The organism is Granulicella mallensis, from assembly GCF_014203225.1.
In the GTDB taxonomy this organism is placed as follows: Bacteria; Acidobacteriota; Terriglobia; order Terriglobales; family Acidobacteriaceae; genus Granulicella; species Granulicella mallensis_A.
Genome location: NZ_JACHIO010000004.1, coordinates 197084 through 223172, shown reverse-complemented (window position 1 = coordinate 223172; position 26089 = coordinate 197084). Strand labels below are relative to the sequence as shown.

At 57.9% G+C, this 26089-nt stretch carries 14 protein-coding genes and 1 tRNA gene; 2 read left to right on the top strand and 13 right to left on the bottom strand.

Annotation, left to right across the window (positions count from 1 at the left end; translation table 11 throughout):
• Positions 1-5 precede the first annotated feature (5 nt).
• Positions 6-359 (top strand): nuclear transport factor 2 family protein, encoded by a 354-nt coding sequence (locus tag HDF15_RS05720; protein ID WP_184253612.1) that lies wholly within the window; start codon positions 6-8, stop codon positions 357-359.
• A gap of 644 nt (positions 360-1003) precedes the next feature.
• On the opposite strand, the gene HDF15_RS05715 is transcribed toward HDF15_RS05720, so the two are convergent.
• Together HDF15_RS05715 and HDF15_RS05710 are read right to left on the bottom strand one after the other, a co-directional pair.
• Positions 1004-4405 carry a TonB-dependent receptor gene (locus HDF15_RS05715; RefSeq protein ID WP_184253610.1) on the bottom strand — a complete coding sequence of 1134 codons (3402 nt, stop codon included), beginning with the start codon at positions 4403-4405 and terminating at the stop codon, positions 1004-1006.
• Positions 4406-4903: 498 nt separating this feature from the next.
• Positions 4904-7774, bottom strand: coding sequence for a carboxypeptidase regulatory-like domain-containing protein (locus HDF15_RS05710; protein ID WP_184253607.1), 2871 nt, complete (start codon positions 7772-7774; stop codon positions 4904-4906).
• Positions 7775-7942: 168 nt separating this feature from the next.
• On the opposite strand from HDF15_RS05710, the gene HDF15_RS05705 reads away from it, so the two are divergent.
• Positions 7943-9484: a multicopper oxidase family protein gene (locus HDF15_RS05705; RefSeq protein ID WP_311733042.1), complete on the top strand. Its 1542-nt coding sequence runs from the start codon at positions 7943-7945 to the stop codon at positions 9482-9484.
• A gap of 480 nt (positions 9485-9964) precedes the next feature.
• Here the strand turns inward: HDF15_RS05705 and HDF15_RS05700 are convergent, their stop codons facing one another.
• The 11 genes from HDF15_RS05700 to HDF15_RS05650 form a co-directional block, all read right to left on the bottom strand.
• Positions 9965-11269, bottom strand: coding sequence for a glycosyltransferase (locus HDF15_RS05700; RefSeq protein ID WP_184253604.1), 1305 nt, complete (start codon positions 11267-11269; stop codon positions 9965-9967).
• A gap of 78 nt (positions 11270-11347) precedes the next feature.
• Positions 11348-12094 (bottom strand): ABC transporter permease, encoded by a 747-nt coding sequence (locus HDF15_RS05695; protein ID WP_014267212.1) that lies wholly within the window; start codon positions 12092-12094, stop codon positions 11348-11350.
• Positions 12091-12882: an ABC transporter ATP-binding protein gene (locus tag HDF15_RS05690; RefSeq protein WP_184253603.1), complete on the bottom strand. Its 792-nt coding sequence runs from the start codon at positions 12880-12882 to the stop codon at positions 12091-12093. The genes HDF15_RS05695 and HDF15_RS05690 overlap by 4 nt, the downstream gene beginning before the upstream one ends.
• Positions 12883-12928: 46 nt before the next feature.
• Positions 12929-14227: a condensation domain-containing protein gene (locus HDF15_RS05685; RefSeq protein WP_184253602.1), complete on the bottom strand. Its 1299-nt coding sequence runs from the start codon at positions 14225-14227 to the stop codon at positions 12929-12931.
• Positions 14224-15210 carry a hypothetical protein gene (locus tag HDF15_RS05680; RefSeq protein WP_184253601.1) on the bottom strand — a complete coding sequence of 329 codons (987 nt, stop codon included), beginning with the start codon at positions 15208-15210 and terminating at the stop codon, positions 14224-14226. Before HDF15_RS05680 ends, HDF15_RS05685 begins: the two co-directional genes overlap by 4 nt.
• Positions 15207-16619, bottom strand: coding sequence for a condensation domain-containing protein (locus HDF15_RS05675; protein WP_184253600.1), 1413 nt, complete (start codon positions 16617-16619; stop codon positions 15207-15209). Before HDF15_RS05675 ends, HDF15_RS05680 begins: the two co-directional genes overlap by 4 nt.
• On the bottom strand, positions 16616-17962 hold the full coding sequence (locus HDF15_RS05670) for a condensation domain-containing protein (protein WP_184253599.1): 1347 nt from the start codon (positions 17960-17962) through the stop codon (positions 16616-16618). The genes HDF15_RS05675 and HDF15_RS05670 overlap by 4 nt, the downstream gene beginning before the upstream one ends.
• Positions 17962-19302, bottom strand: a complete 1341-nt coding sequence (locus tag HDF15_RS05665) for a glycosyltransferase (RefSeq protein WP_184253597.1) — start codon at positions 19300-19302, stop codon at positions 17962-17964. The genes HDF15_RS05670 and HDF15_RS05665 overlap by 1 nt, the downstream gene beginning before the upstream one ends.
• Entirely contained in the window at positions 19295-23320 is a 4026-nt protein-coding gene (locus HDF15_RS05660) for a non-ribosomal peptide synthetase (protein ID WP_184253595.1), read from the bottom strand. The genes HDF15_RS05665 and HDF15_RS05660 overlap by 8 nt, the downstream gene beginning before the upstream one ends.
• A gap of 1244 nt (positions 23321-24564) precedes the next feature.
• Positions 24565-24657: transfer RNA gene (locus HDF15_RS05655), tRNA-Ser, on the bottom strand.
• A 48-nt stretch (positions 24658-24705) separates the two neighbouring features.
• A complete protein-coding gene (locus HDF15_RS05650; RefSeq protein ID WP_184253593.1) occupies positions 24706-25692 on the bottom strand; it encodes an MBL fold metallo-hydrolase in 987 nt (328 codons plus the stop codon).
• Between the last annotated feature and the right edge of the window lie 397 nt (positions 25693-26089).

Below are 26089 nucleotides of genomic sequence, written 5' to 3'. Positions count from 1 at the left end.
AATCCATGTCGAGAGAACAGAAGGTCGCTGCGGTTGAAGCTTATTTGGATTGTTTTGTAACAAAAGACTTGTCGAAGGTGCCCTTTGCCGAAGACGTAATATTTGAAGGCCCTCGCATGCCAAAGTTGACGGGGCGGCCAACTGTATTTGGATTTCTCACCCATATTCTCCCTATGGTTAAGGGTATTCAGTTAAAGCAGCATATCGTCGAAGGAGATTATGTCGCGACCGTCTTTGACATGGAGACAGTCAACGGGGTGGATCACGTTTGCGACCGAATTCACATCGTAGGCGGACAGATTAAAGCGATACAGGCATTCTATTATCCAGACGAGATACGCCAGGGACAAGCTAGCTAGCACGTGCATCTGTCTATCGCGATATCCCGCAAAGGGTAAGTTCTTGAGACGAAATTAGAAGGCTCTAGATTCAAGGCCTCCAAAGACTTAAAACCCTGTCGCAGAACTGGGTTCATTTCTGCCACTAACGTCTAGCGCATTAGGTAGTGTCTGACGAATCGACAAGTACGCTTTTGCTGTTGTCTCTGAGATAGGTCCGGGCTTTAGCCCGGGTATTACGGGACCAATACGAAGGGGGGCTTCAGCCCCTGGGACAAGCCTTCCTCCCCCTTGGCATTTTTTGCTTGCCGAGAGGAGAGCCTATCCCAGGGGCTGAAGCCCATTTATCGCCTGTCTTGAATGTCCGGGCTGAAGCCCGGACCTATCTCAGAAGCAAAGACAAAAGCAAAAGCCGCTATCTCAGATTCGTCAGACACTACCTAGTACCCATAAGTCGTCTTCTCGTCAGTAATCCGGTCCAGCAAAGTGTCAGGCCCGCGAGTCTTGTAACTCGACTCCTGCCGCGGGATATGGATACAGCGGCGCCGCACTCTGTGACGTGCATCCGACAGAGGATTCTCCATTCCGCTTTTACTCGCATCCAAACGCACAAACGCCCGCGATTTGCGGGCGTTTGTGTGTCGTTCTTTGTAACGTCGAAACAGTTAGAACGCGTAGTGCAGTGCGAACTGTAGCGTCCGCGGCCCGTTCTTGCTGCTGGTGATCTGGCCGAAGTTCGTATTGTTCACACTGCTGGAGGGGTTATCGTAGCTGACGAAGTTGAAGATGTTGAAGGCATCCACACGGAACCCGATCGACTGGGCGTTGGTGATGTGGAAGTCCTTGAAGAGCGAGCTGTCGATCTGCTCGAAGCCCGGAGCCCGCTCCGTACCGACGTGGGCTGTGCCGAAGGTGTTAGGCAGCGCCACGCCGTAAGCGCAGACTCCGTTGTCGGTGGTTTGGCAGGGCGTTGCGGAGGGGTCGGTACCGAACCAATGCGCAACGCTGCGGTTGACGATCTTCAGTGGACGATACTGGTTCGCTCGCGCGCCGGTACCATAGTTGCCGGTATTGCTATTGTCGTTCGCAGTGATCGTGACAGGAAGACCCGAGAAGGCGATTGCCGTCGACGAGAGAGTCCACCCGCCGGCGATCAAATCGAGCGCCCTGTTGGTGTGGGAGCCGAAAATCTCTCCTCTTCCGAAGGGAATCTTGTAGGAGCCATTCGCAGCGAGGTTATGCCGGACATCCAGTTCAGATGGACCGTAATCGCCGTGGATGTTGTAGCCGTCCTGAATGCCATTGGGTCCCGACGAATCTGCCGCTCCGAAATTTCCGTTGGTGTCGGTCAGAGACTTTGCCCAGGTGTAATTAATCGTCGCTTGAAAGCCCTTGCTGACCCGATGGCGCATCGTGATCTGTAGCGCGTTGTAAGTAGCAACGCCTTCGGTATCGAACGTCTCGACCGTGCCATTCTCTCCAACGAGGTTGAAGAGGGGAGCCCGGTCTGCAACGGGGATAGAGGCGGCGGGCGATCCGCTGTTAAGGCCCTGTGCCGTCAGTGAGGCTGCCTGTGCCGGAGTGAGCTGGTTGCCGTTGCGGTAATCGATCAGCCGCTGGCTAAGTTCACCGACGTATCCGAACTGAATGGAGGTGCTGTTGTTCAGTTGAATCTCGTTGTTGAAGTTGAACTCCTGAACGTAGGCCTGACGGTAGTTCTGGTTGTAGGCGGTGTAGCTTGCGTTGTTCGACTGGCCCGGAGCGCCTACCTGGAACCCATTGGTCTCGGCAAAGAAGTTGCCCGGGTTGGTCTGGCTTACAGGAGCGGTAGAGTTGATCGAGAAGGCTGTCGTGAACGGGGCATTGGCTGCGAGACTGCTGCTGCCTTCGAGGAAGCTGGTGGTACCGTAGCCGCCACGAAAGACGATCCGAGGATTCACCTGATAGGCAAAGCCGATTCTTGGTTGAAATTCGGTATACGTCGGCTGGTAGCAAGCGGCGTTGCTGCAGGTGAAGGAACCCGCCGGAGCCCCCGCAGGCACACTGCCTGCGTACTCAACGAGGCCCTGCTGAGGACCGCCCAGGATTACGTTCGCGATCCGGTCATGTACTTCGGTGAACGGAGAGTCGTACTCATACCGTATCCCGAGATTCAGGGTCAGCTTGTCTGTAACCTTCCAGTCGTCCTGGACATAACCCGCGAGGCGAACCTGCCGCTCGCCAAAGAAGCCATTGGAGAGGCTGATGGCCTGGCTGTTCGCACGATCGACGAGCCAGTCCGCAGGCCCATATTGGAGAGATGCACTCGGCAATGAGGTGTTCTGGCCGCTGAAGTTGTAGGTTCCCAACTGGCCACCGCCGCCGAACTGCGTGAAGTTCTGTTGGTAGCGCAGTAGCTGAGCGCCGACGGTGAAGAGGTGGCGGCCACGCTGAATGGTCAGGTCGTCGTGGAGGCTGAAGGTGTTGTCACGCAGCTGTTGCGGCGCAGCCGGATCGCCGACACCGGTAACCTCAGAGGTCCCTTGAAACGTAAACCCGACAAACTGCTGCGGGGCCGGTGTCGGAATGCCGACCACATGGTCTCCCTGCAGGCCGAAGGCGCCGGTCGAGTCGGTGGGAATATTCGAGTCCCACCGGATACGGGTGAAGCCGAACCGCGCTTCGTTCACGATGTTCGGAGAGAAGGTATGCGTCCAGGTGACGCCACCTATTTTGTCAGGATAAGAGTTGGCAATGGGAAAGGTGATCGGCAGCACGGCGACGCTTCCGCCGGTGGCGATACCTTGAGAGTAGAAGGCGGTAATCTGGTCAGTGGCCCGCAGGTTGTACTGTATTTTGACGTCGCCCTGATCGTTGGTCACGAAGTTATTCGTGGGCCCGATAAAGTTATTCTGGTCCAGGCCGTCGGTCGAAGTATGGTTCGGCAGTGGGTAGAACTGTGGGTTGTTGATCAGATACTGCACGACCGGATTGGTGACAGGGATGATGCCTCCCGGAAAGGGCTTGTAGCCATTCTGCGGATCTACGATCTGGTAGCCCAGCCCGGCTGCCGCCGAGAAGTTGCCCTGGCGTTCCGCAGCTGAGAGCACGCTGGCCGCGCCAAAGCCTCCGGAGTGGTTCCGGGTTCCCGTGTAGTCGATGAAGAAGAAGAGCTTGTCCTTGAGGATGGGGCCACCCAGGGTTCCGCCGAAGGTGTTCTGCGTGTAGGGTGTCTTCGCGACGCCCTGGAAGTTGTTGCTCCAGGTGTTCGCCGTGAAGTTCTGGTCCTCAACATAGTCGTACAGGCTGCCGTGGAACTGGTTGGTGCCGCTCTTGAGCACGGAGACGATGTCGCCGCCGTTTACGTTGCCATACTGGGCAGGGGCATTCGCGGAGATGACCCGAACCTCCTGCAGGGCGTCAGGCGAGGGGTTGTAGCCGATCAGGTTGTTCTGGGTCTCGTCGATGCTGATGCCGTCGAGCGTGTAGGTATTGTCCTGGGCGCGATTGCCGTTGATGGTCACCACGCCGCTGTTGAAGGCGTTGCGCTGGATGGCGTTGTTGCCGGTCAGTCCGGTCGGTGCGGTGCTCACCGCGCCAGGCTGGAAGAGAGTGAGCGAGGAGAAGTTGCGCCCGTTGAGCGGGATGGTATTGATCGCGGTTGCGTCGAGCGAAAGTCCCAGCGTCGCATCCGTGGTATCGAGGATGGGGGCAACATCCTCCTGCACTTCAACCGAGGTGCTGGTGCCCAGGTTTACATGGGCATCCAACTTGGCATTCTGATTGATCTCGAGGGTGAACTGCGGAATGCTGAACTTTGCGAAGCCTTTGGCCTGGACTTCGAGGGTGTAGGGGCCGATGGGGAGGAAGCGGATCGCGTACACTCCGTCGGCGTTGCTGGTGGTAGGGGTGTGGACGCCTGTGCCGACATTGATAGCGGTCACACTGGCTCCGGGTACGGCAGCGCCGCTCGGATCGAACACGGTGCCGCTGATCGATCCTGTCACAGTCTGGGCGAAGGCGGCGGGCAGGCCGACGAGCAAAGCCAGGACGCATCCGGCCAAATATTGGAACAACTTCTTCTTCATGCAAAATCCTCACTTGGTACTGGCAAACGGGGAGCTTTCCCCATGCAGGGGAGAGCAAAAGGTGATGTAGCGGGTTCTTTCGGGGAGCTCTATCAGGTAGCTGGCCGAACCCATCTTAGTGGCTGAGGATAGAAATTTGGGAGTACAAATGTCAACCAAAGTTGCAAAATTATGACATAAAGATGTAATTACAATCATTTTTATCCAAAAAGAATCATAAATGAGAATGCCTAACGCGTAGAAGAGGCGAAGGTTAGGATTTCGAGCGGGAAGGCTAGGGAAGGGGCAGGAGAAGGAGCCGCGAAGGCTCCGAGACAGCTTTTCGCCGTCTCGTCCAGCCCCGTCTGCTGATGGTAATTCAGGAGCCGGGCGATGCCTTCCAACAGCGATTCAGCCTTGCTGACGCCGTTAGAGCAGTTTCCCGATAGGCGTAGAGGGGGCTTTCAAGGTATGGGTAATTGGGGGAATAAATACTTTACACCTATGCGGAAAATGCCGTTAGAAGCTGAAGGTGGTAGCGAAGTAGATAAGGCGATTCGCATTCGGGCTGCCGCCGAAGGCGTTATTCAGGGAGAGGCTTTGGCCGAACTGCGGCCCCAGGGTGCCCACCGGCGGCCCGAAGTTGGTGTGATTGAATACGTTGTCCGCTTCGGCGCGGAAGTTTAGGGCATAAGGCTTGGGGGGAGGAGGCGGTGGTGGGGGAAGCTTGCCGTTGGGCCCAGGTTTGGCCGGCGGCGCGGGCGGTGCGGCAGGCGCCTTGCCGAAGTGAAAGCTTTTATCCAGGCGCAACCCGGTATAGACGAAGCGGGGTCCTTTGCCGTAGTTGATAGGAATGATGGTCTCCCCAGGCTGAGGATTGGCATTGAAGGTGCCAAAGGCCGTCTTGTATACGGAAGCTGCCGGGCTGGAGGCGGTAGCGAAGCTGGGACGGTCGTTAAATTGGCTGTCCCCGTTGAGGTCTGTGCCGGTCGTGATATTGAAGGGCTGGCGGTTAAAGTAGGCTGCTAACGCACTGAGGTCGACGCCAAAGGGAAGATTGAAGTTCCCACCGGCGAATACCTGGAAGGTCGGAGAAGCGGCCCGGCCGTAATCGGCGGCAAGATGGTACTGGTTCGTCGGAAAGCTGGTCGCCCCACCTGTGTCGGTGTTCCTTTTGAAGTATCCGGTAAATGCAAAGATATTGATCTTTTTGGTGGGATGCAGCTGTGCATTGCCGAACACCAGATTGTTAACGGTAGAGCCATTGGATGAAAACTGGTAGATGTTCTGTGTTCCGCCCAGCGGACGAACACCGCTATTCGGCTGGCCATAGATAAATGTGCCTGGAAGTGGTGCATTGATGTTCCGCGAGATCCATTGGCGGTCGCTCTGGATGTGCAGGTAGTTGAGGGATACGGAGCCAATCTTTCCGATATCGCGGTCCGCGCTGATGCCGTCGATGACATCGTACTCCGAACGAAGATGAGGATCGATCCTGTAGAGCGTCGGTTGCTGTGCCGCTCCTCCTGCGCAAGACGGCACTGGGTCCGTGATGCAGGCCGACGGCGGATTGTTGAACACATACGATTGCTGCAGAGTGCCGGTTTGCTGGCGAATGGCCGTAAGGATATTGCTGTACTGGAAGCGGTCGTAAAACAGCCCAAACCCCGATCGCAGCGTAACGATCGGTGGCTTTTTATCAGTTTGTCCGATGGCCCAGGCCGCACCCACGCGAGGCGCGGGATCGAAATGGTCCGGAATAGCGGACTGACTCTCGGCGCGGAAGCCGTAGTTGACGGTGATATTCTTACGCACCTTCCACTCGTCTTCGGCGTAGAGCCCAAGGTCTCCCGTGAAGACCACGGCGGAGGGCGTGCCGGTCGTGATATTGAACTGGCTCAGCGTCCCGCTATGGAAGTTATCCAGTGCGGTGATCGTGCTATTGGTGCCCGGTGTGTAGGTGTATTGCCCGTTGTAGCCAGCGTTGCTGTAGTTGGCGTCGCGAATCGTCCGATAGCGTCCACCCAGGCGGATGAAGTGCGCGCCGTGCTGCATGGAGAAGTACTCCTGAAACTCGGTGCGATTGGTGCTGTCCCGGGAAGACTGCGCGGCACTGCCGCCGCCGTTGAAGTAGCCCTGGACCACCAGGGTGGGATCGGTGGAGACCGGGGTCTGGCCGGTGCGTGCCCGGATGTATTGAAAGCGGGTCTCGAGAATCTTGTTCTTGCCGATATTCTGTGTGTCGGAAAGCTGTACGGTCTGCGTGGTGGCTGAACTATTGAAGGCCTGCGTCTGCAGGGTCTGCTGCACGGCAACCGGCGCCGGGGCGTTGAAGTTTGTAAACGGAGCCGTCAGGCCGTTGGTCAGCGCTACATGATTGACCTCGTAGCGGCCGGTGAAGATATTGTTGGCCGTCACCTGCCGGTCCAAACGGATATTGAAGTCGCCATTGACCGTAGGGCTGGCGATGGCGGTCACAAACGGGGAGTCGCTGGTAGGCGTAGCGGCCGCATTAATGACCGAGTTGTTCTGCTGCTTGTTATAGACGCCATTGATGAAAAACGATGTCTTCTTCCCGATAGGGCCGCTCACGTTGCCGCGTAGAGTCAACGTGTAATAGGGAGGCTGGGTGCCGGTGATGGGGTTCCGGGTATTGAACGCATTGTCGGTGGAATAGGCCATGACCTGGCCGTGAATCTTGTCGCTTCCCGGCTTGGTAAAGACCTCCACACGGCCAAACCCGATCTCGCCGTACTGTGCGGAGTAAGGGTTCTGGTTGATACGGATCTCGCGAATGGAATCTTTGGGTGGAATCGCGCCGCCGGAAAATCCGTCCACATACACCGAGGCGGGGAGTGCCGGATTGGATCCTGCCATGGCTTCAATCTGCTGTTGGAAGGTGGCATCGTCGTCCGACATCGTGGCGAGCTCCGCCTCCCCAAACACCATCGCGCTCTTGTTGCCGTCGGCGCTGGTGGAGTTTTGGTTAGCGAACACGCTGACCTGTTCAGACTCGGTGGCAATCACCAACTCGGCATTCAGGTGGGTGACCGAGCCCGCACGGGAGATCGTGACCGCCGAGCGAAACGGTGTAAAGCCGTCAGCCACTACCGTGATGTCGTAGGTGCCCGGCGGGAGCGCAATACTGTAATTGCCCACCGCGTCGGAGATGACGTTTGGAATCTTTGAATCCGTGGACCTGTGCTGCTCCACATGGATCGCCGCCCCGGGAATGACAGCGCCGGTCGGATCGGCAACGGTGCCCGAGAGAGTACCCGTTGTCTTGGAGCTTACGGCCAGACTGGCTGCGACAACCTGTTGAGGAGCCTGCGCAGCTAAAGTAAATGTACCGGAGCAGAAAAGAAGGATGCCGCACAAAATCCGTCGCACGCAGAGTTCCTCAAAGTAATCTTCGGACGCACAGGCAGAGACTTACCTCCATTGGACGCCTGAGCGTCCTTGAAGTTATGCGGAATTGCGCTGGCGTTGTTTTAAACTTGATTCTGCGAGTCATTGGCATTTCTTTTTCAGTAGCGTGGCAAAAAAACTTGCTGGCCAATGCGATTTGATCGCGGAAAGGGTACGATGAAAACGCATTGGCTCAGCCGCCTCCTGCGAACAGCAGGGCTACTCGCATTTGTTTCTACGCTCGGCGTCGAGGTCCTATCGGCTCAGACGACAGTGCCTCCAATTGGAACCCCGTTATCGGAGCCTCCTGAGGCGCGAACACCGCTTGTACTGAGCGCGGTGAACGACCCCACCTCAGGGCGCGGTGCGTTCTCCTTCGAAGGGCGTGAAGTCCCTCCAGTGATTCGGGTATCGCCCGGTCAAAAGCTCCGTATAACGTATTTGAACCGAATGCAGGTTTCGTCGGGGGAAGTTTGTGTAGACGGCCCATGCATGAACATGACCAATCTTCATTTTCACGGCCTGCATGTATCCCCCAAATCTCCGCAGGACGATGTCCTATCGATGATGGCGATGCCCGGCGAATCCCTTCACTACACGGTAGATATACCGCTCGATCAGCCGTCCGGGCTTTATTGGTACCACACTCATCCTCATGGTGAGAGCTACCAGCAGGATCTCGACGGCATGTCGGGGGCCATCGTTGTCGAAGGCATTGAGCGGTATGTCCCCAGGCTTCGCGGACTCAAAGAACAGATACTCATCCTGCGCGACGCTGAGCTTCATCAGGGGGATGAAGCCACGAAACGCCTCGAAGCCTCGGTTGATATTCCACGAACAACTTGTGGGGAGGCGCCCGGCGCGCCCGGAAGAATCTTTACTGTCAATGGGACAGTTCGGCCCAGGATCGCGATCGCACCTGGGGAGAAACAGTTCTGGCGCATTGTCAACCCCTCCCCTGATCTCTATGCAGACCTCGTGATCGACTCGGAAGACATGACCCTGGTGGCACTGGATGGAATGCCTCTTGGCTATCACAATCCCGATCATCCTACGGAGTCTGTCCGGCATGTTCTCCTGGCCCCAGCAGGGCGACTCGAAGCGATCGTGACCGGTCCTGCCTTCGGGGCCAAGGCGTCTCTGCGGAGCCTTTGTGTCAATACTGGTCCGGACGGAGACCCGAACCCGGCGATGGTGATTGCCGATCTGGACCCGGCCGGGCGGCAAGATACATCAACACGCAGCAGACAGAGCGAGGCGGATTCTCAGAAGGCCGTTTATAGACCTCTTTCCTCGCACGCCATCCAGGAATTGGAGAAGCATGATGCCGCTTTTGTCGTGAATTTCACTGAAGACAAGAAGGGTTTCTACATCAATGACAAGAAATACATGCCTTCCGATGATCCGATGGTCACGGTGAAGACGGGCAGTTATGTTCACTGGCGCGTTGTAAACCGTACGCACGAGATCCACCCGTTCCACATTCATCAGGTGCATTTTCTCGTTTACGGAAAGGACGGATCTCTCATCCGTGATCCGAAATGGATGGACACGGTCAATCTCGATCCGGGTCAATCTCTCGACCTCCTCATGGATTTCACGGACCCGATCATCCGGGGCATCTCAGTCTTCCACTGTCATCTTCTCAAGCATGAAGACAAAGGCATGATGGCGAAGATTCGTTTTGAGTGAGAAGCCTATCCTGGGAAGCCTTCGACTGCTGTCTTCCTCTCTGCGAGTCTATCGCTAAGAAGAGAGCCGTTTCCCTATAGGTGTAGAGGGTTTATTTTTCGGATTCCCTACAAAATTGTCATCTCGACCGGAGGCGGCGTTCTTTGCCGCAGGTCTCTCCACTGCGCATGACATAAACAAGCCGTCATGCTTGCACCCCAGAGAACAAAGAACGTTCTCCGGGGACCCCGCACTTCGGTCGAGATGACAAGGTAGCGGGTAACTTTGGGGAAAACTCCATACCTATGGGGAAACCGCTCTAGTCGCACTTTACTCATCCTAAAACGCACAAAAGCCCGCGCTTGGCGGGCTTTTGTGCGTCATCTTTGTAGAGACTCGACACCGCGAGAAACGGATCGAGGATCAAAGGCCAAGCCGCGCCCGCGATCTGAAATGCCGTGCTCGCCGCGTAGAATACAACCCGCAAAGGAAGCGGCTGGTTTAAGCCAGCACCGCAATCTTCGCAGTACGATGAAAGATCTCTTCCACCATGTCGACCGTGCGGCCTCTTACGACTGCTCCCGGCTCGATCCTCTCCTGCGCCAGGCGGCAGGCGTCTTTTACTTCGGGAGAGTGCAGCAGGTATTGCAGCTTCTCCAGCAAAGCGTCGCTGTCCAGCGGATTCTGCTGCACCAGGCCGCAGCCAAGCCGTTCCGCGCGTTGGCCGTTGTCCACCTGATCGGTCCATCCCGGCAGAATCAATTGCGGCACACCGGCGCGCATTGCGAGCGCAATTGTTCCAACACCGCCATGATGCACGAGCACACTCGCTCTTGGCAGCAGCAGATGAAACGGTGGATAGCTTTCGTGCCACACCGTCTCCGGAAGCTCCGGCAGGTGCTCTGTGAGCCGCGTCAGAAAGACACCGCGCACGCCCAACTTCTCGACAATCTTCAACGCAATCTCAAAGAAGGCGCGTGGATTCTGAGTCTCTGTCCCCGGATTGAAGACGATCGGCGCAGGGCCGGCATCCAGAAACTTCGACAATCCGTTCGATAGCTGCTGCGTCTCTTCGTTCGGAAGAAACATCTGGAAGCCTGTCGTCGCCACCTGCTTCGGCCAGTCTGCCGGAGCAGGGCAGAACCAGTCATAAAACAGTGCCAGAACACGCTGCGGAGAGTACCACCACTCACTGATGACGTGGCGCGGTCGCGGTATCTCCAACTGACGGCATGGTTCCTTCAACACCATCCGAAAAAATGGATCGACCACCAGCCGTTCCCCGACGCGAAACACAAGCTTCCGCAACGAATACGGCAGCCAGGTAAACCACTGCAGCGATTTGAATGTAGGTGGTTCTTTGATCGAGTACAGATGAGCCGGTACCAGCACCGTCGAAACATACGGCGTCCCAAAACGTGCATGCAGCAGTCTTGCAATGACGTAAAAAAACGGCGGCGCGATGAGGATGCTCTGCTCATCCAGCCTGCTCGCAACCATGTTGCAGAGCTCCGCTGCCTTGCCGGTCAGAAATCCGGAGTAGCTCTTCAGCTTGGCAATCGTCCCGAGCCTCTCTGTCGAGCGCAGGAAATCCTGCTTCTCGTCTTTGCCTAAAAAGCTCAGCACCTCAAAGCCACACGCACGCGCCACATCGACATAGTCGAACGTAGTGATGAAGGTCACGTGATGTCCACGCTCCATCAGTTCACGGCCGATGCCAAGGTGCGGATGAATCTCGCCGTCCGACCCGGCCGCAAAGATGATCGCTCTCATCCTTACCGAGGTCGTCTGGTGAACGGACTGCATGTTGACCTCCCCGGTCCGGCTTTCAAATTTCTTGGGGATGGCAGAGAAGCATCGCTATTCCCCAAGGAATCGTAAAGATTAGATTTCGATCTTTGAGAAGCAGTAAGCCCCGACGATCAGGAACAGCACGCCGACACAGCCAAGCAGGCCCATATCCTGCACGTAATTGAAGTGCCACTGTCCGACAAGGGTTCCGCGCAGACCATCCACCCCGTACGAAAGTGGATTGATGCGTGTAATCAAGCTCAACGCGAGCGGCAGATGATCCAGCGGATAGAACGCACCCGACAGGAAGACCATCGGCATCACCATGAAGTTCGCCACGACGTTGAAGCTCTGCATATCCTTCAGCGTGGAGCCGATGACCATGCCAAGCGCGGCAAACGTGATCGAGATCATGCCGACGAAGCCGAAGCCCAGCACCACGGCATACCAGTGCTGCGGACGGAAGCCCGTCACCATGCAGAGCAGCAGAATCAGCACGCCCTGCAGCACGCCTACCGTCGCGCCGCCGAGCGTGCGTCCCAGCATGATGTAGATGCGAGGCACCGGGGCAACCAGCGTCTCCTTGAGAGAGCCGAACTGGCGATCCCAAAGAACCGCAACACCGGAGAAGGCCGCGCTGATCAGCACGGTCATGCCGATCATGCCCGGAGCCATGAACTGCATGTAGTTGCCGCGTCCCGCCTGCTCAAAGACCGGATTGAAGCCGAAACCCAGAGCCACCAGAAAAAACGCCGGTTGCGCGAGAGAGCCCACCAACTGTACCGGCGAACGAAGAAAACGCTTCAGTTCGCGCAGCCACAACATATAAATCACTATCATTTGCCGCTCCCTTGCATCTGGGCATACTCGCGTAACTGGTCGGTGGAACTGGATTCTTCATCGCGCAGCGAAGATCCGGTCAGTGCGAGAAACGCATCTTCGAGCGAGGCCGTGTTCGTCTGCTCCTTCAACTCGGCCGCTGTTCCCTGTGCGATTAACCCGCCGTGGTCCATAATGCCGATGCGGTGCGCTACACGCTCCACCTCGTCCATATAGTGTGTCGTCAGAAAGATCGTTGTGTTCTCGATCTCATTCAGCTGCTTCACGTGCGTCCAAAGCTGGTTGCGGCTCTGCGGATCGAGACCCAGGGTTGGCTCATCCAGGAAAAGGATCTTCGGGCTGTGCATCAGGCCACGCGCGATCTCGAGCCTGCGCTTCATGCCGCCGGAGAACTTCTTCACATACTCCTTGCGGCGGTCCCACAGCTCGAAGGTGTTCAGCATGAGCTCGATGCGTTGGACGCGCTCCTTTTTCGGCATGTGATAAAGGACGCCGTGCATCTCCATGTTCTCGTAAGCGCTCTGCTCGACGTCCAGGCTGCTGTCCTGGAAGACGATGCCGAACTTCTTCCGAGCTGCCATCTTGTCTTTCGCAGGGTTCAGCCCATCCAGCTCCACGGTCCCGCTGGTTGGACGAAGAATCGTCGTCAGCATCTTGATCGTGGTTGTCTTGCCCGCGCCGTTCGGCCCGAGGAAGGCGAAGATCTCCCCCGGAGCGACGTGGAAGGAGACTCCCTTCACGGCTGTAAAGTCTTTAAACGTTTTCGTCAGATCGTTTACGCGAATCATCGCTCTCCATCATTAAGTACAGTGTGTAGATTATTTATGCGCGTCATTAGGCCGTCGTACCTGCCATGTGCAGGACTTCTTTCGCAGCTTCCTGCAAGGGTGCGACCTGGCGTTGCAGCTGGTTCATGAACTCGTTTTTCAACGCGTTCGCCTGCTCCACGCTCAGGCACTTCTCATCGCCCACATAGTAGAAGCGCATCTCGCCGTTGAAGGCGTAGGCAACGATGCCCAGCAGCCTGAAGTTGAAGGAGTGCACGTACAGACGAAGGTCCTTCACGCGAAACGGTGCAGTGGCATCGCTGACCGCAACGTTGCCGAGGTTGGAGAGGGCCATACGATTCCAGCTTCCGTTCACCTTCAGCGCATCGCCCAGTTGCACCATTGTCTGTATTCGCCCGTGAGGCACGGGACGAAGCAACTCGTTGAAGGAGTACCGTCCCGGAATAGCCTCCATCTCCTGGTCGATCATACGGCGAATCTCTTCGTGGACGGAGCGCCCTTTCGCCCAGAACTCCTCCTCCGAAGCCTGCCCCGTGCGCATCTTCAAACTGCCCCCGCCAAAGAAAAGCATGTCGCTCTTCAGCGACGCCAGACGTCCGCGCCGTGCATCCATCGGACTCTCGATCCAACCCGGCAGCTTCTTCTCTCCCAGGACCTGGAGCAGGGCACGGTCCAGCGCAATCACCAGCGCCGCATGGATCGAGACACCTTCTGCCTTGCAGCGCTGCTTCAGCGCATCGGTCAATGCCTGGCCGACACCCCACTCCAGCGCGTACTCCTTGTTCTCCAGCGGGCGACGCGAGGCCGGAAGCAGACGCAGCCCGTTATTCAGCAGGCTCGCGATCAGCTTGCGCTTCCACGGCTGCGGCGGCTCGTAGTCGCCGATCATCACCTTGGCTGTGATCGGTTCGTACGGAACGAGTTCTTCATCGCTATGCAACGCGAACAGTACCTCGCGGACGATCGTCAACATGCTCATGCCGTCGCAGATGCGGTGGGAGGTCACCAACAGCAGATCGCTCTCCGTCTCAGCAGGCAGCCACACCGCACGCAGCAGCGACCGATCTTCCACAAAGGCCGTCTCCAACTCTGTCAGGCTCTCGCGCTTGTAGTCGTCCTCGGCGATGCGCGGAACGATACGCAACGGAACCTCCGGCGCGCAGTTCTCCTCGTAGTACAGGCCGTCTTTTTGCTTGCGGAGCACCATGCGCAGCGCCGGATGCTTGCGCTGTACCCGAGCCAGCGCCTCGCGCAGACGGTCTACTAGGAAAGTACCCTCCAGCCGCACCATGTAGACAATATTGCCGTCGATCATGCACTCGATGGCAGACAGTTTTCGCTTCATGCCTGCTCCTCTCGTGCCATGTCTGGCGTGCTGTTATTCGCTAAAACCTTTTGCTGCTTTGAACCGTTACAGAACGTCGCGATGTGCGGATGCCGCTCCTCAAAAGAGCCCAGCCTGCCGAAGATTCCATCTCCGTAGCCGCACAGGAGCGCCGTCACCTTCTTCAGCTTTTGCGGTTCATACTGCAGCACGCGCAGCACCTGTAAAACCATTAACAGCGTGCTCACCCATTGCGGTCCCCAGTACTTGCGATGGATATAGATGCAATGCACGGCATTGCGAGCACTGTAGTAGCGTCGTCCCGCGCCGTGGTTGGTTGTGTATGTTTTGCCATGCCGTTCGATCTTGCCGGTCGTCTGTCGCATCGTCACCGCGGCATTCATGTAAACCGGCACATTCTGGCTCACGGCGCGCAGTCCATACTCGATGTCGATGTACTCGATGAAGTAGTCCTCGCGGAAGGGACCCAGCTTGCGATACGCCGAGGCAGAGAACGCCGAGCCCGACGAGATGACGAACAGGGCAGGGATCATCCCCTTCACCTCGTCATCGATGCGGACACGCTTTGGCATGCCCTTGTTGCCTTCGCGTTGGAAGGCCGGCATGCAACTCTGAAGGTTCACCTCGTAGACCTTCGGCCCGACCAGGAACTCCTCCACGCCAAGAGCGTTGCAGTCCCGCAGCATGTCCTCAAAGAAGGATGCGCCGATGTCCGAGTCCTGATCCAGAAGAAAGACCACCTCGCACTGCTGGTCCAACAGCAGCTCCGTGCCGCGGTTATACGCACCGGCCAGTCCGCCTTCGTTGTGGTTGAAGATGACCTGCATGCCCTGCTCGCGCAGAAGTTGATGCAGATGCAGGTCTGCCTCGGGCGAGTTATCGACGGCCACCAGGTTCTTGCAGACAGTCCGCGCTTTGAAGAGATTCTCCAGAAACTCTTCCGTCGGATGATAGAGCACAAAGATCAGGCCGAAGTTTCTCATGTTGTCACTACCTGCATCGCCGAGGGTTGATGGGCGGCAACTGCAGCGTGCCGTTCCTGTGCGGGAGCCACGGCGCGGAGAATCTGCATCGCCCGTTCCGCAATCGCGGTCGCCTGCGTGTGAGGAAGGGAGTGCTCATCCGAGATGATGGCGAACTCCATCACGCCGCCGAAGCTGGAAAGCACCACCGTATTCGCAGGCGTTGGTGAGACCATCACCAGTGGGCTATAGATTCTCTCCAATCGAAAATCGCCATACTGCTGCGGTAGGTCGATTCGTCCCATGTTGGAGAGCGTGACGTGCCGCGCTACAGCGGCACGCTCGGTGTCGGTAACCATGCTGGCATAGCTGTCATGCATGGCTTCCAGCGTAAGCAGTGTGCTGTAAAGGCCCGCGCCTAGCCGGTCCATCTGCGCCGTCATAGCGGTCTTCACCGAGCGTGCGCGCTGCCAGAAGCTCTCTGCGCCCATCTCCTGCGGCTGCGGCAGATCCTTCATCAGCAGCGGAACCCCGGGCACCAGCCCAAACAAGGCATCGGTGCCAAGCTGCGGCAGAAACCGCCTCGCGTTTACCATCGTGTAGGTCTTGTTCAGCGCCTTAACACCGCGCACATCGCGAAACGCCTGCATGAACGCGATACTTGCTGCTGCAAGTATCGTCGTGTTCTCTGCGCGGCAACGTTCCGTTAAACCCTCTACCGCGGCGCGATCGACACTCCAGCGATGAAAGTAAATCTGCTCCGGCGCGACCTGCGGCGCAGCCGGCTTGTGCGGAAGCAACCGCTTCAACAGGGAGAGCGTGCGGAGGATGAGTACATTGCGCCGTGCCTGGCTGCGCACTTTGCGGTCCCGCAGTCCCTCGGCGGGAACGAGATCCTCCACCGTGCCGAGCGCCTCATACGAGCCCAACTCCTGTTCCGGCTCGTCATATACGCGCAACAGATCGTGAAGAAGATGAATCCCCGAGTGCCCATCGCAGATACAGTGATGCGCGAGCAGTAACAGCTCATGCACTCCATCTCCCCGCAGCCACACCAGTCGCACCAGCGGCTCCTCTTGTGTGAAGGGTTTTGTCCATTCCCATCGCGTCTCAACCTGCCAGTGGTCCTCACTCTGGCGCTCCACCACGCGCAACGGGATCGGTGCCGGCTGGTCTCGCATCACGAAGCAAGGGCCGTTGGTCTTCTCCTCGACGACACAACGCAGCAGCGGATGCTTCGCCTGCACCCGAGCCAGTGCGTTCCGCAGCCGGTTCTCCTGGAGTGTTCCAACCAGATGGAGAGGGAAGACAGCGGTGAACGGCGTGCATCCTTCGCGGTACATCGTTCGTTCCAGCAGCAACAGGCGTCGTGAGCGACAACCTGCCTGCCCGGAGGCTCCGTCTGCATTTTCCCGAGAGTTCTTCTTCACGAGACCTCCGCATGGGTCGCAGAGGGGATGCTGTTCGCGATGGCGAAAGGCTTTTCCACGGGGGCAGCACACTGCAGCAGGGTCTCCATTACCTGCTGCTGAATCTGCTCCGCCTGCGCGCGCGACAGCGACGATTCATCCGAGGAGATAGAGAAGTAGAAGCGGCCGCCGTAGCTGTAGATCACAACCAGGTTTGCGGGCGTGGGGGACATCATCGCCGTGATGTCGCAGATCTCCTGCACACGGAAGTCGCTGAAGCTCTGCGTCATGTCCAGCCTGCCCACATAGCTCAGCGAAACCTGGCGACCGGCGCGCTGGGACTGTGCCTGCGCGAACATTCTGTCGTAGACGTCGTGCAGCTGTTCCATGCCCAGAAACAAGGGATAGATCGACGTCTCCAACCCGTCGATCTTCTTCGTGATGTCCGTCTTCATGGCGCGGGCCAGGGCCCAGAAGCCGGTGCCTTCGGGATCGACGCCGGGCAGCTTGTCCAACGACAACTGGATGGTCGGCGCAACCGCGAACAGACTGTCTTCGCGCAGATTGGGAAGGTAGCGGCGGAAGTCGACTGGAGCCTCGAACTTCTCCATGTATTTCGGCCCGCATACCTTATGAAATGCCTGCAGAATCGCGACGCTTAACGCGGCAAAGACGCTGGCGCCCTCCGCCTTGCAGCGTGTGACGAACATCTGCGAGGCCTGCTCGTCGAGCCTCCACAGGTTGCGGTAGATCGCGCCGTACGTCCATCTCTTCTTGCTGGACCTAGAGAAGCGCATCATGAACTTCAGCAGCGCTACACGCCAACGGATATAGCGTCGCAGCTTGCGGTCGGCCAGCACCTTGGCAGGGAAGACCTCTTCCACGCCATTGAGTGTCGTTGGTGTGCCGATGCTGGCGTCGGGCTGGTCACACAGCAGTAGCAGCTCCTGCAACAACAGCATGAGAGACTTGCCGTCGCAGACCGCGTGGCTGCAGACAAGTAGAAGCTCGTTCTCAAGCTCACTGCGCAACCAGACCAGCCGTGCAAGAGGATAAAGACTGCCATCGAACCGCTGCAGCGAGTCGCTGGTCGATTCATCGAACCAGTCTTCATCGCTCTTGCGTTCAACGATGCGCAACGGAATCGGGGGTGGAGTGGCCTGCTCGACAAAGTAGGGCCGGCCGTTTTCCCGCACCAGCAGGCAACGCAGAATGCCATGCTTGGCCTGAACGCGATCGAGAGCCTGCCGCAGACGCTGCTCGGAGATGCGACCCCAGAGGCGTGCCGTCACCGTCACGTTTACATGGAGGCTGCCTTCCAGGTACATTGCGCGCTCGAACATCGCCATGGGCCGCTTCATCATTACGCGTCTCCAGCGGTGGCCATCAACGGTTCATTCGTAGCCTTCTGTGCTGCTGGCGGTAATAAATTCCACGAACGCAGATACTCGATGGCTGTCTCGATGCCGTCCTCTGCACGCACAGCGCGGCCCAGCGCCGCGGCCTTCTCGATCATCGCGGGCTGTTGTGTTGCGGTCAATGCCGCAGCCAGCTCTTCGGAGGTCATGAGCTTGCGCTTCAAGCCCGGAGGCGCGACGCCAAGGCTGTTCAGTCGGCCCGCCCAGAAGGGCTGATCGCCGAAGAACGGCACGATCACCGAAGGAATTCCCGCACGCACCGCGGCCGCGGTCGTGCCTGCTCCACCGTGATGCACGGCTGCGGACATCAGAGGAAAGAGTCGATCGTGCGGCGCATGGTGAAGAAAGAAGATCTGCTCGTCATGCGGTCCTTCTTTTCCGTCCAGACCGCCCCATCCCGTCGCAAGAACGGCACGCTGCCCGCTCAGCTTCACGGCGTCAAGAATCGTCTTGGTGAAGGCCTCGGCGTTGCTGCTTACCATGCTGCCGAAGCCGATGTAGATAGGCTTCGGTCCTGCCGCGAGAAACTCACGCAGCTCAGCGGAGGGCTGCCATTCGCCCTGATCCAGAAACCAATAGCCGCTAACCTGTGAGTCCTCGGTCCAGTCCGATGGACGCGGCAGCACATGACGGCTGTAGCCGTTGATGACCTTGGACCGATGCAGATCACCGAAGTATGGGCCGTACCACGGATACAGCGGCAGCTTCAGTTGCGGCCGCACCAGCCCGTTGATCGCAGGACGCATCACATCCCACAGCAGCTTGAAGAGCAGATAATGGGCCGCGAGGCTCACGGCGCCGATCTGCTTCTTCTGCGAACTGATCAGCATAATCGGCGGCAGAAACTTCGAGACTGTGCATGGCGTCAGTCTCGCAATCGCAAACGGAATGCCTCGTGCCTCGGAGAGCGCCTTGGCCAGCATGATGCTGTTGCTCACGCCAATCAGCAGCCCGGCGCCCTCGCTGGCAGCCAGCCCTTCCTGCACCCAGTTCACCGCCCAGCTCGAGTAGCGCTCGCGAAAGATACGGATCATGGCGCGGATGTTCATGCCCTTGTCGCCGATGGACCGGTCCGATTCAAGCATCGCCTGAAAGTCTGCCGTCAGCGGGAAGAACTCGAGTCCCGACTGGCGCACTAACTCTGCGAAGTTGCTGCTGGTGGCCATACGTACGGGATAGCCGGCGCGCTGCAAACCCTGGCCTAGAGCCACGCAGGGGCGAATGTCGCCTTGCGTGCCAATGGCAAAGATCACGATAGGTTTAGGGGTGTTGGATGTTTCAGCCATAAGCCGGTGCGATTGACTCCATCGTTTCATGGGCGAGCGAAGAAATTCCAAGGGGGCGCTCCATGCGGAACGCAAGATGCCGCTGTAGCACTCTGCCGATCTGCGCCGCGAATACAGGCTCCAGTACCAGCTCGTGATGGCAGGCCAGTTCGTGGACCTCCATCTTGCGGCCAATGAACGAACGCCACGACGAAGGGTTGCGGTCGAGGATGCCCTCCACGTTGCCGGTCATCTCCGTCGCATGGAAGTACACCAGATCGTGATTCACCATGCCCGGCACATACTGGCGCGCCAGCTTCAGGTTGTTGAGCATCACCGCCGAGATATGGCGGATAAATTCCGGGCTGGTCTTCATGATCTCCGTCGAGAGCCTCATGATGCCCTGCGTCAGCGGGGCCGAGCGTGTGTTGTCAGGATGCAATAACAACTCGCCCAGGTCCTCGAGCGTCGCAGGCAGCTCGCTCTCTTCAAGGTCGATATCGAGGAAGCTTAGTGCGGCGCGCACCTCCTCGGCCTTCGTCAAAGTACGAGAAAGATTGCCTGTGGTGAACAGATGGCTGTCGATCATCGCCAGCAGCTCCACCTGCAGCCCCTGTGACTCAATCTGCTCCGCGATGGCGTGGGCGATCAGGCCGCCGAAGGAGCGGCCCACCAGGCGGTATGGCCCCTCGGGCTGAATGAGGCGAATCTGGGTCAGATAGTCGTTGGCGATCTCTTCGATGCTTGCCGAAAGGCCCGCACCGCCGAGCAGCCCGCGCGACTGTAGTCCATAGACTGGAATTGCCGGATCCAGGTGCCGCAGCAGCCCGGAGAAGCCAAGGCTGATGCCCGAGATGGGATGGATGCAGAACAGCGGACGTTGCGGATTCTTCGTTACCTTACGCAGCGGCAGCACCACGCCCAGCGTGTCGGAGTATTCGTGGCCCAGGCGCTCCACCAGCGTTGCGAGGTGCGCGATGGTGGGAGCCTCGAACAGGCTGCCCAGCGGCAGTTCCATCTCGAACTGCGACGGGAAATGCGCAATCATCTCGGCTGCATTGAGCGAGTCGCCGCCCAGGTCGAAGAAGTCGTCGTGCAGGCCCACGCGATCGACCTTCAGGATCTTCTGCCACAACACGGCCAGCTTCTTCTCAGTCGGTGTAACCGGTTCTGCATAGATATCGCGGCGCGCCTCTTCAATTGCAGGCAGTGCCTTGCGGTCGAGCTTGCCATTCGGCGTCAGCGGCATGGCATCAAGCGCCATGAAGTTCGCGGGAATCATGTAGCCGGGCAGGCGTCCCGTCAGGAACATGCGCAGTGCATCGAGATCAACGGTAGCGTTATGCTGCGCGACAATGTATGCCGCCAGTGAGATGGCGCCCTTACTGTTCTTTTCTGCGATGACCGCGGCCTCTGCGACTGCCGCATTCTGCTGCAGCAGGCTTTCGATCTCTCCCAGCTCCACGCGATGTCCGTTGATCTTCACCTGGTCATCGGCGCGACCGATGAACTGTAGCAGGCCATCGTTGCTCCAACGAACCAGGTCGCCGGTGCGATACATCCTGCCGCCGTCGCCGGAGAAGGGATTCGCGAGGAAGCGCTGTTCCGTCAGCTCCGGGCGACGCAGATATCCCTTGGCCACGCCCGCACCGCCGATGTACAGTTCTCCGATGGCTCCGGTAAACACCGGCTGGCGCTCCTCGTTCAGAACATAGAGTTGCGTGTTGATGATGGGGCGGCCAATGGGCGGCACGCCTGCACCTCCTTGAAGCAACTCGAAGGCCGTCGACCAGATCGTCGTCTCGGTAGGGCCATAGAACTGCGTGACACGCGCGGCCATCATCTTCAACTCGTCTGCCAGATCGGCACTCAGGGCCTCGCCGCCCACCATTACGTGGATACCGTCGAGTTTGATATCGGCGCAGCCCAGCAGGATGCGCCAAAGCGACGGCGTCGCCTGCATATGCGTCGAGCCGCTTTGCCGGATCAGACGTGCCAGCGACGGCGGATTGTGTGCAGCCTCGCCGCTCGCCATCACCACACGCGCCCCCACCATCAGTGGGAGATACAACTCCAGCCCTGCAATATCGAAGATGACCGTGGTGACCGCGAGGAAGCGATCGTTCGGCGTCAGCTTCAACTGGCGCTGCATGCCTTCCAGAAAGTTGGCGAGATTATAGTGCGTAATCTCGACGCCCTTCGGTTTTCCGGTCGAGCCTGAGGTGTACAGCACATAGGCCGTGCCTTCCGGCGTGCTGCGGTCGAAGCTCGGATCGAGCATGCTCAAGGGCACATCGCTATGTTCCGGCTGCACCAGTTTGAAGCTGCCATGCGCGAAGCGCGCATGCATCTGCGGCTGGGCGATCAGCACAACCGGCGCGGCGTCTCCCAGCACAAGCATCGTGCGCTCAATGGGGCTATCCAGGTCGATCGGAAGATAGGCAGCGCCGGTCCGCATGATGGCAAGCAGAGCAACCATAAGCTGCTCGCTACGCGGCAGCGCCACGGCGACGATATCGCCCGGCGCAACGCCCTGTGCGCGAAGCTGGTATGCCTGCCGCAGGCTGCGCTCATGCAGCTCGCGATAGCTGACTGTCGTGTCTTCGAAGATCACCGCCGGAGCGTACGGCGTCCTCTGGGCCCACTCGGCGACGATCGCCGGAAGATTGGTGAAGCTCAGATCGGCAGCCGTGGCGTTCCAGTCCATCAACAGGCGCTGACGCTCCTCGTCGCCCATAACGTCCAACTGCTGCAGTGGCACACCCGGATGAGCCAGCACTTGCTCGACCATGCGGATCAGCCTGCGCCGATGCTCGTTCAGCTCCGTCACGGTGTAGAGTCCCGGGTTGGCGTCGAGGTCAAAGCGCAGACCCGTATCGGTGCCGCGGTCATACACGAAGACCATCAGGTCTTCCGCCGAGCTATTCGACAGGTTATGCAAAATTGCCGGTGCACCATCGAAGTCGATCTTGTAGTCGAAAGGCTCGATATTCACGTTCAGCCACGCGATGTTCTGGTCGCGACCTACCATGCCGAGGTCGCGGCGCAGATCCTCGTAGCGATACTGCTGATGACGCAGCGACTGCCGCACCGCGCGGGAGATCTGCAGGAACAGATCCGTGATCGTCATCTGCGGCGTAAAGCTCGCGCGGATCGGTACGATATTCGCCGAGACCGAGACTGAGCTGCGCAGCGCCGAGTTCAGCCGGCCGGAGACCGGCATGCCGAAGACCAGGTCGCTGACGCCCGTTGCACGCTGATAGTAGGCAGCCACCAGGCTGATCAACACCTGCGGCAAGCTGGCGCCGGCTGTTTTGCCCAGTTCCGTAAGCTGCCGCGCTACCTCTGCCGACAGATGGCCGGTGCTGCGCAGCAGGGCACCGTTCAGCCCATGCCGCTGGCGGCTGCTCGAAAGGGTTACGGCCTCGGGCAGCTGCTCCAGCTGCTGGTGCCAATACTCGCGGTCACGCTCGAAGCGGTTGGAGCTGCGGTAATTAGCCTCAGTCTCCACCAGCGTCTTCACGGTGCAGAACGAGTGTGGCGCAGGCTCATGCCCCTGCGCGTAAGCGGTGTATAGTTCGGCGATACGCCGGGCAACCAAACCTCCGCCGTAACCGTCTTCTACAATATGATGGGCGCGGTGATACCAGAAGTAGCGATCATCGGCAGCCTTCAGCAAAGCGAACGTCCACAAAGCATCCTTGGCAACGTCCACCGGACGAGCCAGTTCTGCCATCATCCAGGTCTGGATCGCGGCACGTGGATCGGCCTCTTGACTCATGTCGAGGTAGGGAAACTCACCTTCAAAGACCGGCTGCACCACCTGTACTGGGCGTCCGTCCTCTTCGGTGATAACAATGCGCAGCTCTTCTGCCTCGGCAACAATCTGGCGAAATGCTTGCTGGAAGATCTCCGGCCGCACAGGACCGCAGATCTCAACGGCTTCCGCAAGATTCATATTCGCCGCAGGCGCAATCTTCTGGCTGAAATAAAGACCACGCTGGGCCGCCGTCAACGGATAGGAAGTACGCTGATTCATCGCCATCCCGTAGCTCTCAAGTGGGTAGTTGTTTCAAAAAAATGGCCATGGTTCGTGCGAGGCAGAAAGCGTCCTGTTGTGGTGGAGGGCGCTCCGTCGCAGGAGAAGAAGCGAACTGTTCGACGAGACCTGGATAATTTGTAGGAGAAAATGGTGCAGAGGCTTTGATTGAGAAGGCAGCCGAAAGAATCGAACCGGCGGAAGTCCCGCCTCGATTGCTCCTATCTGCGAGTATGAGAAACTCGTGCCCCAACATCATCTCCCATAAAAATTCGAAAAGGGACTGTTCAACTGTTCCCTGTGGCCGATTCTTAAACTAAGATCGGCGCGTAGACCGGCTGAGCTAGAACGATCTGCTTCAGAAAGGAGCGAGTACCCTCGATAGAAAGTGCTCGAACTGCAGCAGTCGAATTGGTAAAGTTGATTGTTTAGTTTTAGTAGTGCTCAAATAGATATTGGCATGAATCGGGTAAAGCCGCAATAAAGATTCGTGCATAATGTTCCCTCCGTAACAATTTGTTCCCAATGTAATAAGGCCGCCCGGAAGGCTGAAAAGCTATCCGCCCATCATCCTGAAGCAGCATGCTGCGAGTATTCCTGTTTCGCTAGTGACGCTCGCCGGCTCTGGTTTGGACGCAAGCAAACTGAAGGATTTTGGGCAGAACTTCGTCTGTAATCAGCTCGCGTGCGCACGAGCATTCATGGTCTCGACAGCGCTCTGACACTGGCCGGGGCTCACACCTTTCCACCAATGCCATATAGTACGGTGATTCATTCTTCGGAATGGCATGCTGCCGATTGAGGTTTCGTAAGAGCAATAAGTTCCAGGTAGTGCTGATTTTCGTAAGAGCAATAAATTCCAGATAATGCCGATTCAAAAGCTAAAGTTGTTCATAAAGAGGGAACCTTCCGCCCTTGATCGTTTCTGGATGTTCCAGATGTATGAGATCCCGGGCTTGGATTTCCCTGCATGGCGCATCTCTCCCACGAATCGGCGGTTTTGATAGCCCAGCAGAAGTTGAATCGGGTGCTGGCTTCGCTCGCTTTGGCTCAAATGTGTCAGAAAAGCATTTGAACAAAACTGGCTCAACCCTCAGCTTCTCTCTAAGTAGCCGCAACCTGTGAAACACATCTGGCAGAGAATTCTTCAGTCCGCTTTTACTTACACCCAAACGCACAAAAGCCCGCGATTGGCGGGCTTTTGTGCGTAGTTTCTGTAGAGACTTGATACGGTGAAAACAAACTGGCGGAGAGTGGGGGATTCGAACCCCCGATAGAACTTTTGATCCTATAACGGTTTAGCAAACCGCCGCCTTCAGCCACTCGGCCAACTCTCCTGCGGGGTAGAACTGCTTTTGATTATAGCCTGAGCCTTGGCGTCCCGATCAAGATGCCGGATGCCAGTCGAGCCGTTTTCCCGTCAGGCTCTGGTAGACCATCGCCGTAAAGCCGCCGCCGCCTACACGATCGGTCGCATACTGCCGGTCGAACTCACGCGTCGGATGGCTGGCCAGAATCTCCTCCAGGCTCTTGTTCTGCGCGATCTGGGCCGCTACGCGGTCGCGTATCGTGTGCAGCATGTCGCGATAGGACTTCAACTCCTGTTTTGTCGCGATCGGGCCATGTCCGGGGACGACCTGCGTCTGATCGTCGATCCTCTCCAGTACTTCGTCGATCACCGGGAAATAACCGTCGATCCGTCCCTTCGCACCCAGGTCGATGTACGGGTAAAGATTATTCACGAAGACATCGCCCATATGGATGACATTGGCGTGATGAAAGTACACGATCGCGTCGCCGTCCGTGTGCGCCGGTTGATTGTGAAAGGCCTCAATCTCCTCGCCGTTGAGAAACAGCGTCAGCTTGCGATCGAACGTCAGCGTCGGAAGGCTCTCCGCAGGAGCCGGAGGGGAAGACCTGTTCCAGAACTGGCTGAACTGCGTCTGCATCATGCGAAGGCGGCAGTTCTCCTGCGCGACAATCACCGCGCCATCCTTGTGGAAGGCGGCATTCGCTCCGGTGTGGTCTGAGTGGTAATGCGTGCTCACGATGTACCGCACCGGCCCCGCGCCCAGCTTCTGCAGCGCGGCCGCGAGCTTCGGCGCAACCTGCGCAAACTCACTGTCCACCAGCAAGGTGCCGTCAGGCCCAATCGACGCCACCGTATTGCCTCCGGAACCGTGCAGCAGATACACGTGCGGAGCCAGTTCACGAACATCGATCTTCAGGTTCGCCCAATCGGTAGAAAAGCCATCTGCAACCCTGGGCTGTTGCGCCGCAGCACTGGCAATCGAGCCGGAAGAGAAGATTGCCGCTAAAAGAAGACTTGCGGTAAAAAGAGAGGTTCGCTTGGAGGCCACAGAGAGGTTCAAGGGTCTTCTTCCGAGTTGAATTCAGGGACACTTCGATCCTATAACCTAGGTTGTTTCATCAAACATCGTTCAAGGCATTCGCCGGATTTCTTGTTTTGAAGGGGCGGAGCTTCAGCTCCGCCGTTGGGACAACACCTGAAGCGGCTTCAGCCGCGGAGGGAACGATGTCTATCTAGCCAACGACTCTGTCCAGATGAAGAGCGCAGGCTTGCCCGGGCATCGTTCCCTCCGTGACTAAAGTCACTGCACGTGGCGGCTTCTAATGGCGGGGCTAAAAGCCCCGCCCCTTCAAAACAAATCTGAAGACGGATTCCTTCTGAATTCGAGCACTTGGCGATACAGTAAAAACACATTTCCTTGATAGGAGCTTACGGCTCGAGCAAATCTCTTGTAGGTG

Coding starts and splice junctions, on each gene's coding strand:
- HDF15_RS05690 (WP_184253603.1), bottom strand. CDS start 12,882: ATGATTCGCGTAAACGATCTGACGAAAACGTTTAAAGACTTTACAGCC.
- HDF15_RS05680 (WP_184253601.1), bottom strand. CDS start 15,210: ATGAGAAACTTCGGCCTGATCTTTGTGCTCTATCATCCGACGGAAGAG.
- HDF15_RS05715 (WP_184253610.1), bottom strand. CDS start 4,405: ATGAAGAAGAAGTTGTTCCAATATTTGGCCGGATGCGTCCTGGCTTTG.
- HDF15_RS05705 (WP_311733042.1), top strand. CDS start 7,943: ATGCGATTTGATCGCGGAAAGGGTACGATGAAAACGCATTGGCTCAGC.
- HDF15_RS05685 (WP_184253602.1), bottom strand. CDS start 14,227: ATGAAGCGAAAACTGTCTGCCATCGAGTGCATGATCGACGGCAATATT.
- HDF15_RS05700 (WP_184253604.1), bottom strand. CDS start 11,269: ATGCAGTCCGTTCACCAGACGACCTCGGTAAGGATGAGAGCGATCATC.
- HDF15_RS05720 (WP_184253612.1), top strand. CDS start 6: ATGTCGAGAGAACAGAAGGTCGCTGCGGTTGAAGCTTATTTGGATTGT.
- HDF15_RS05660 (WP_184253595.1), bottom strand. CDS start 23,320: ATGAATCAGCGTACTTCCTATCCGTTGACGGCGGCCCAGCGTGGTCTT.
- HDF15_RS05665 (WP_184253597.1), bottom strand. CDS start 19,302: ATGGCTGAAACATCCAACACCCCTAAACCTATCGTGATCTTTGCCATT.
- HDF15_RS05695 (WP_014267212.1), bottom strand. CDS start 12,094: ATGATAGTGATTTATATGTTGTGGCTGCGCGAACTGAAGCGTTTTCTT.
- HDF15_RS05670 (WP_184253599.1), bottom strand. CDS start 17,962: ATGATGAAGCGGCCCATGGCGATGTTCGAGCGCGCAATGTACCTGGAA.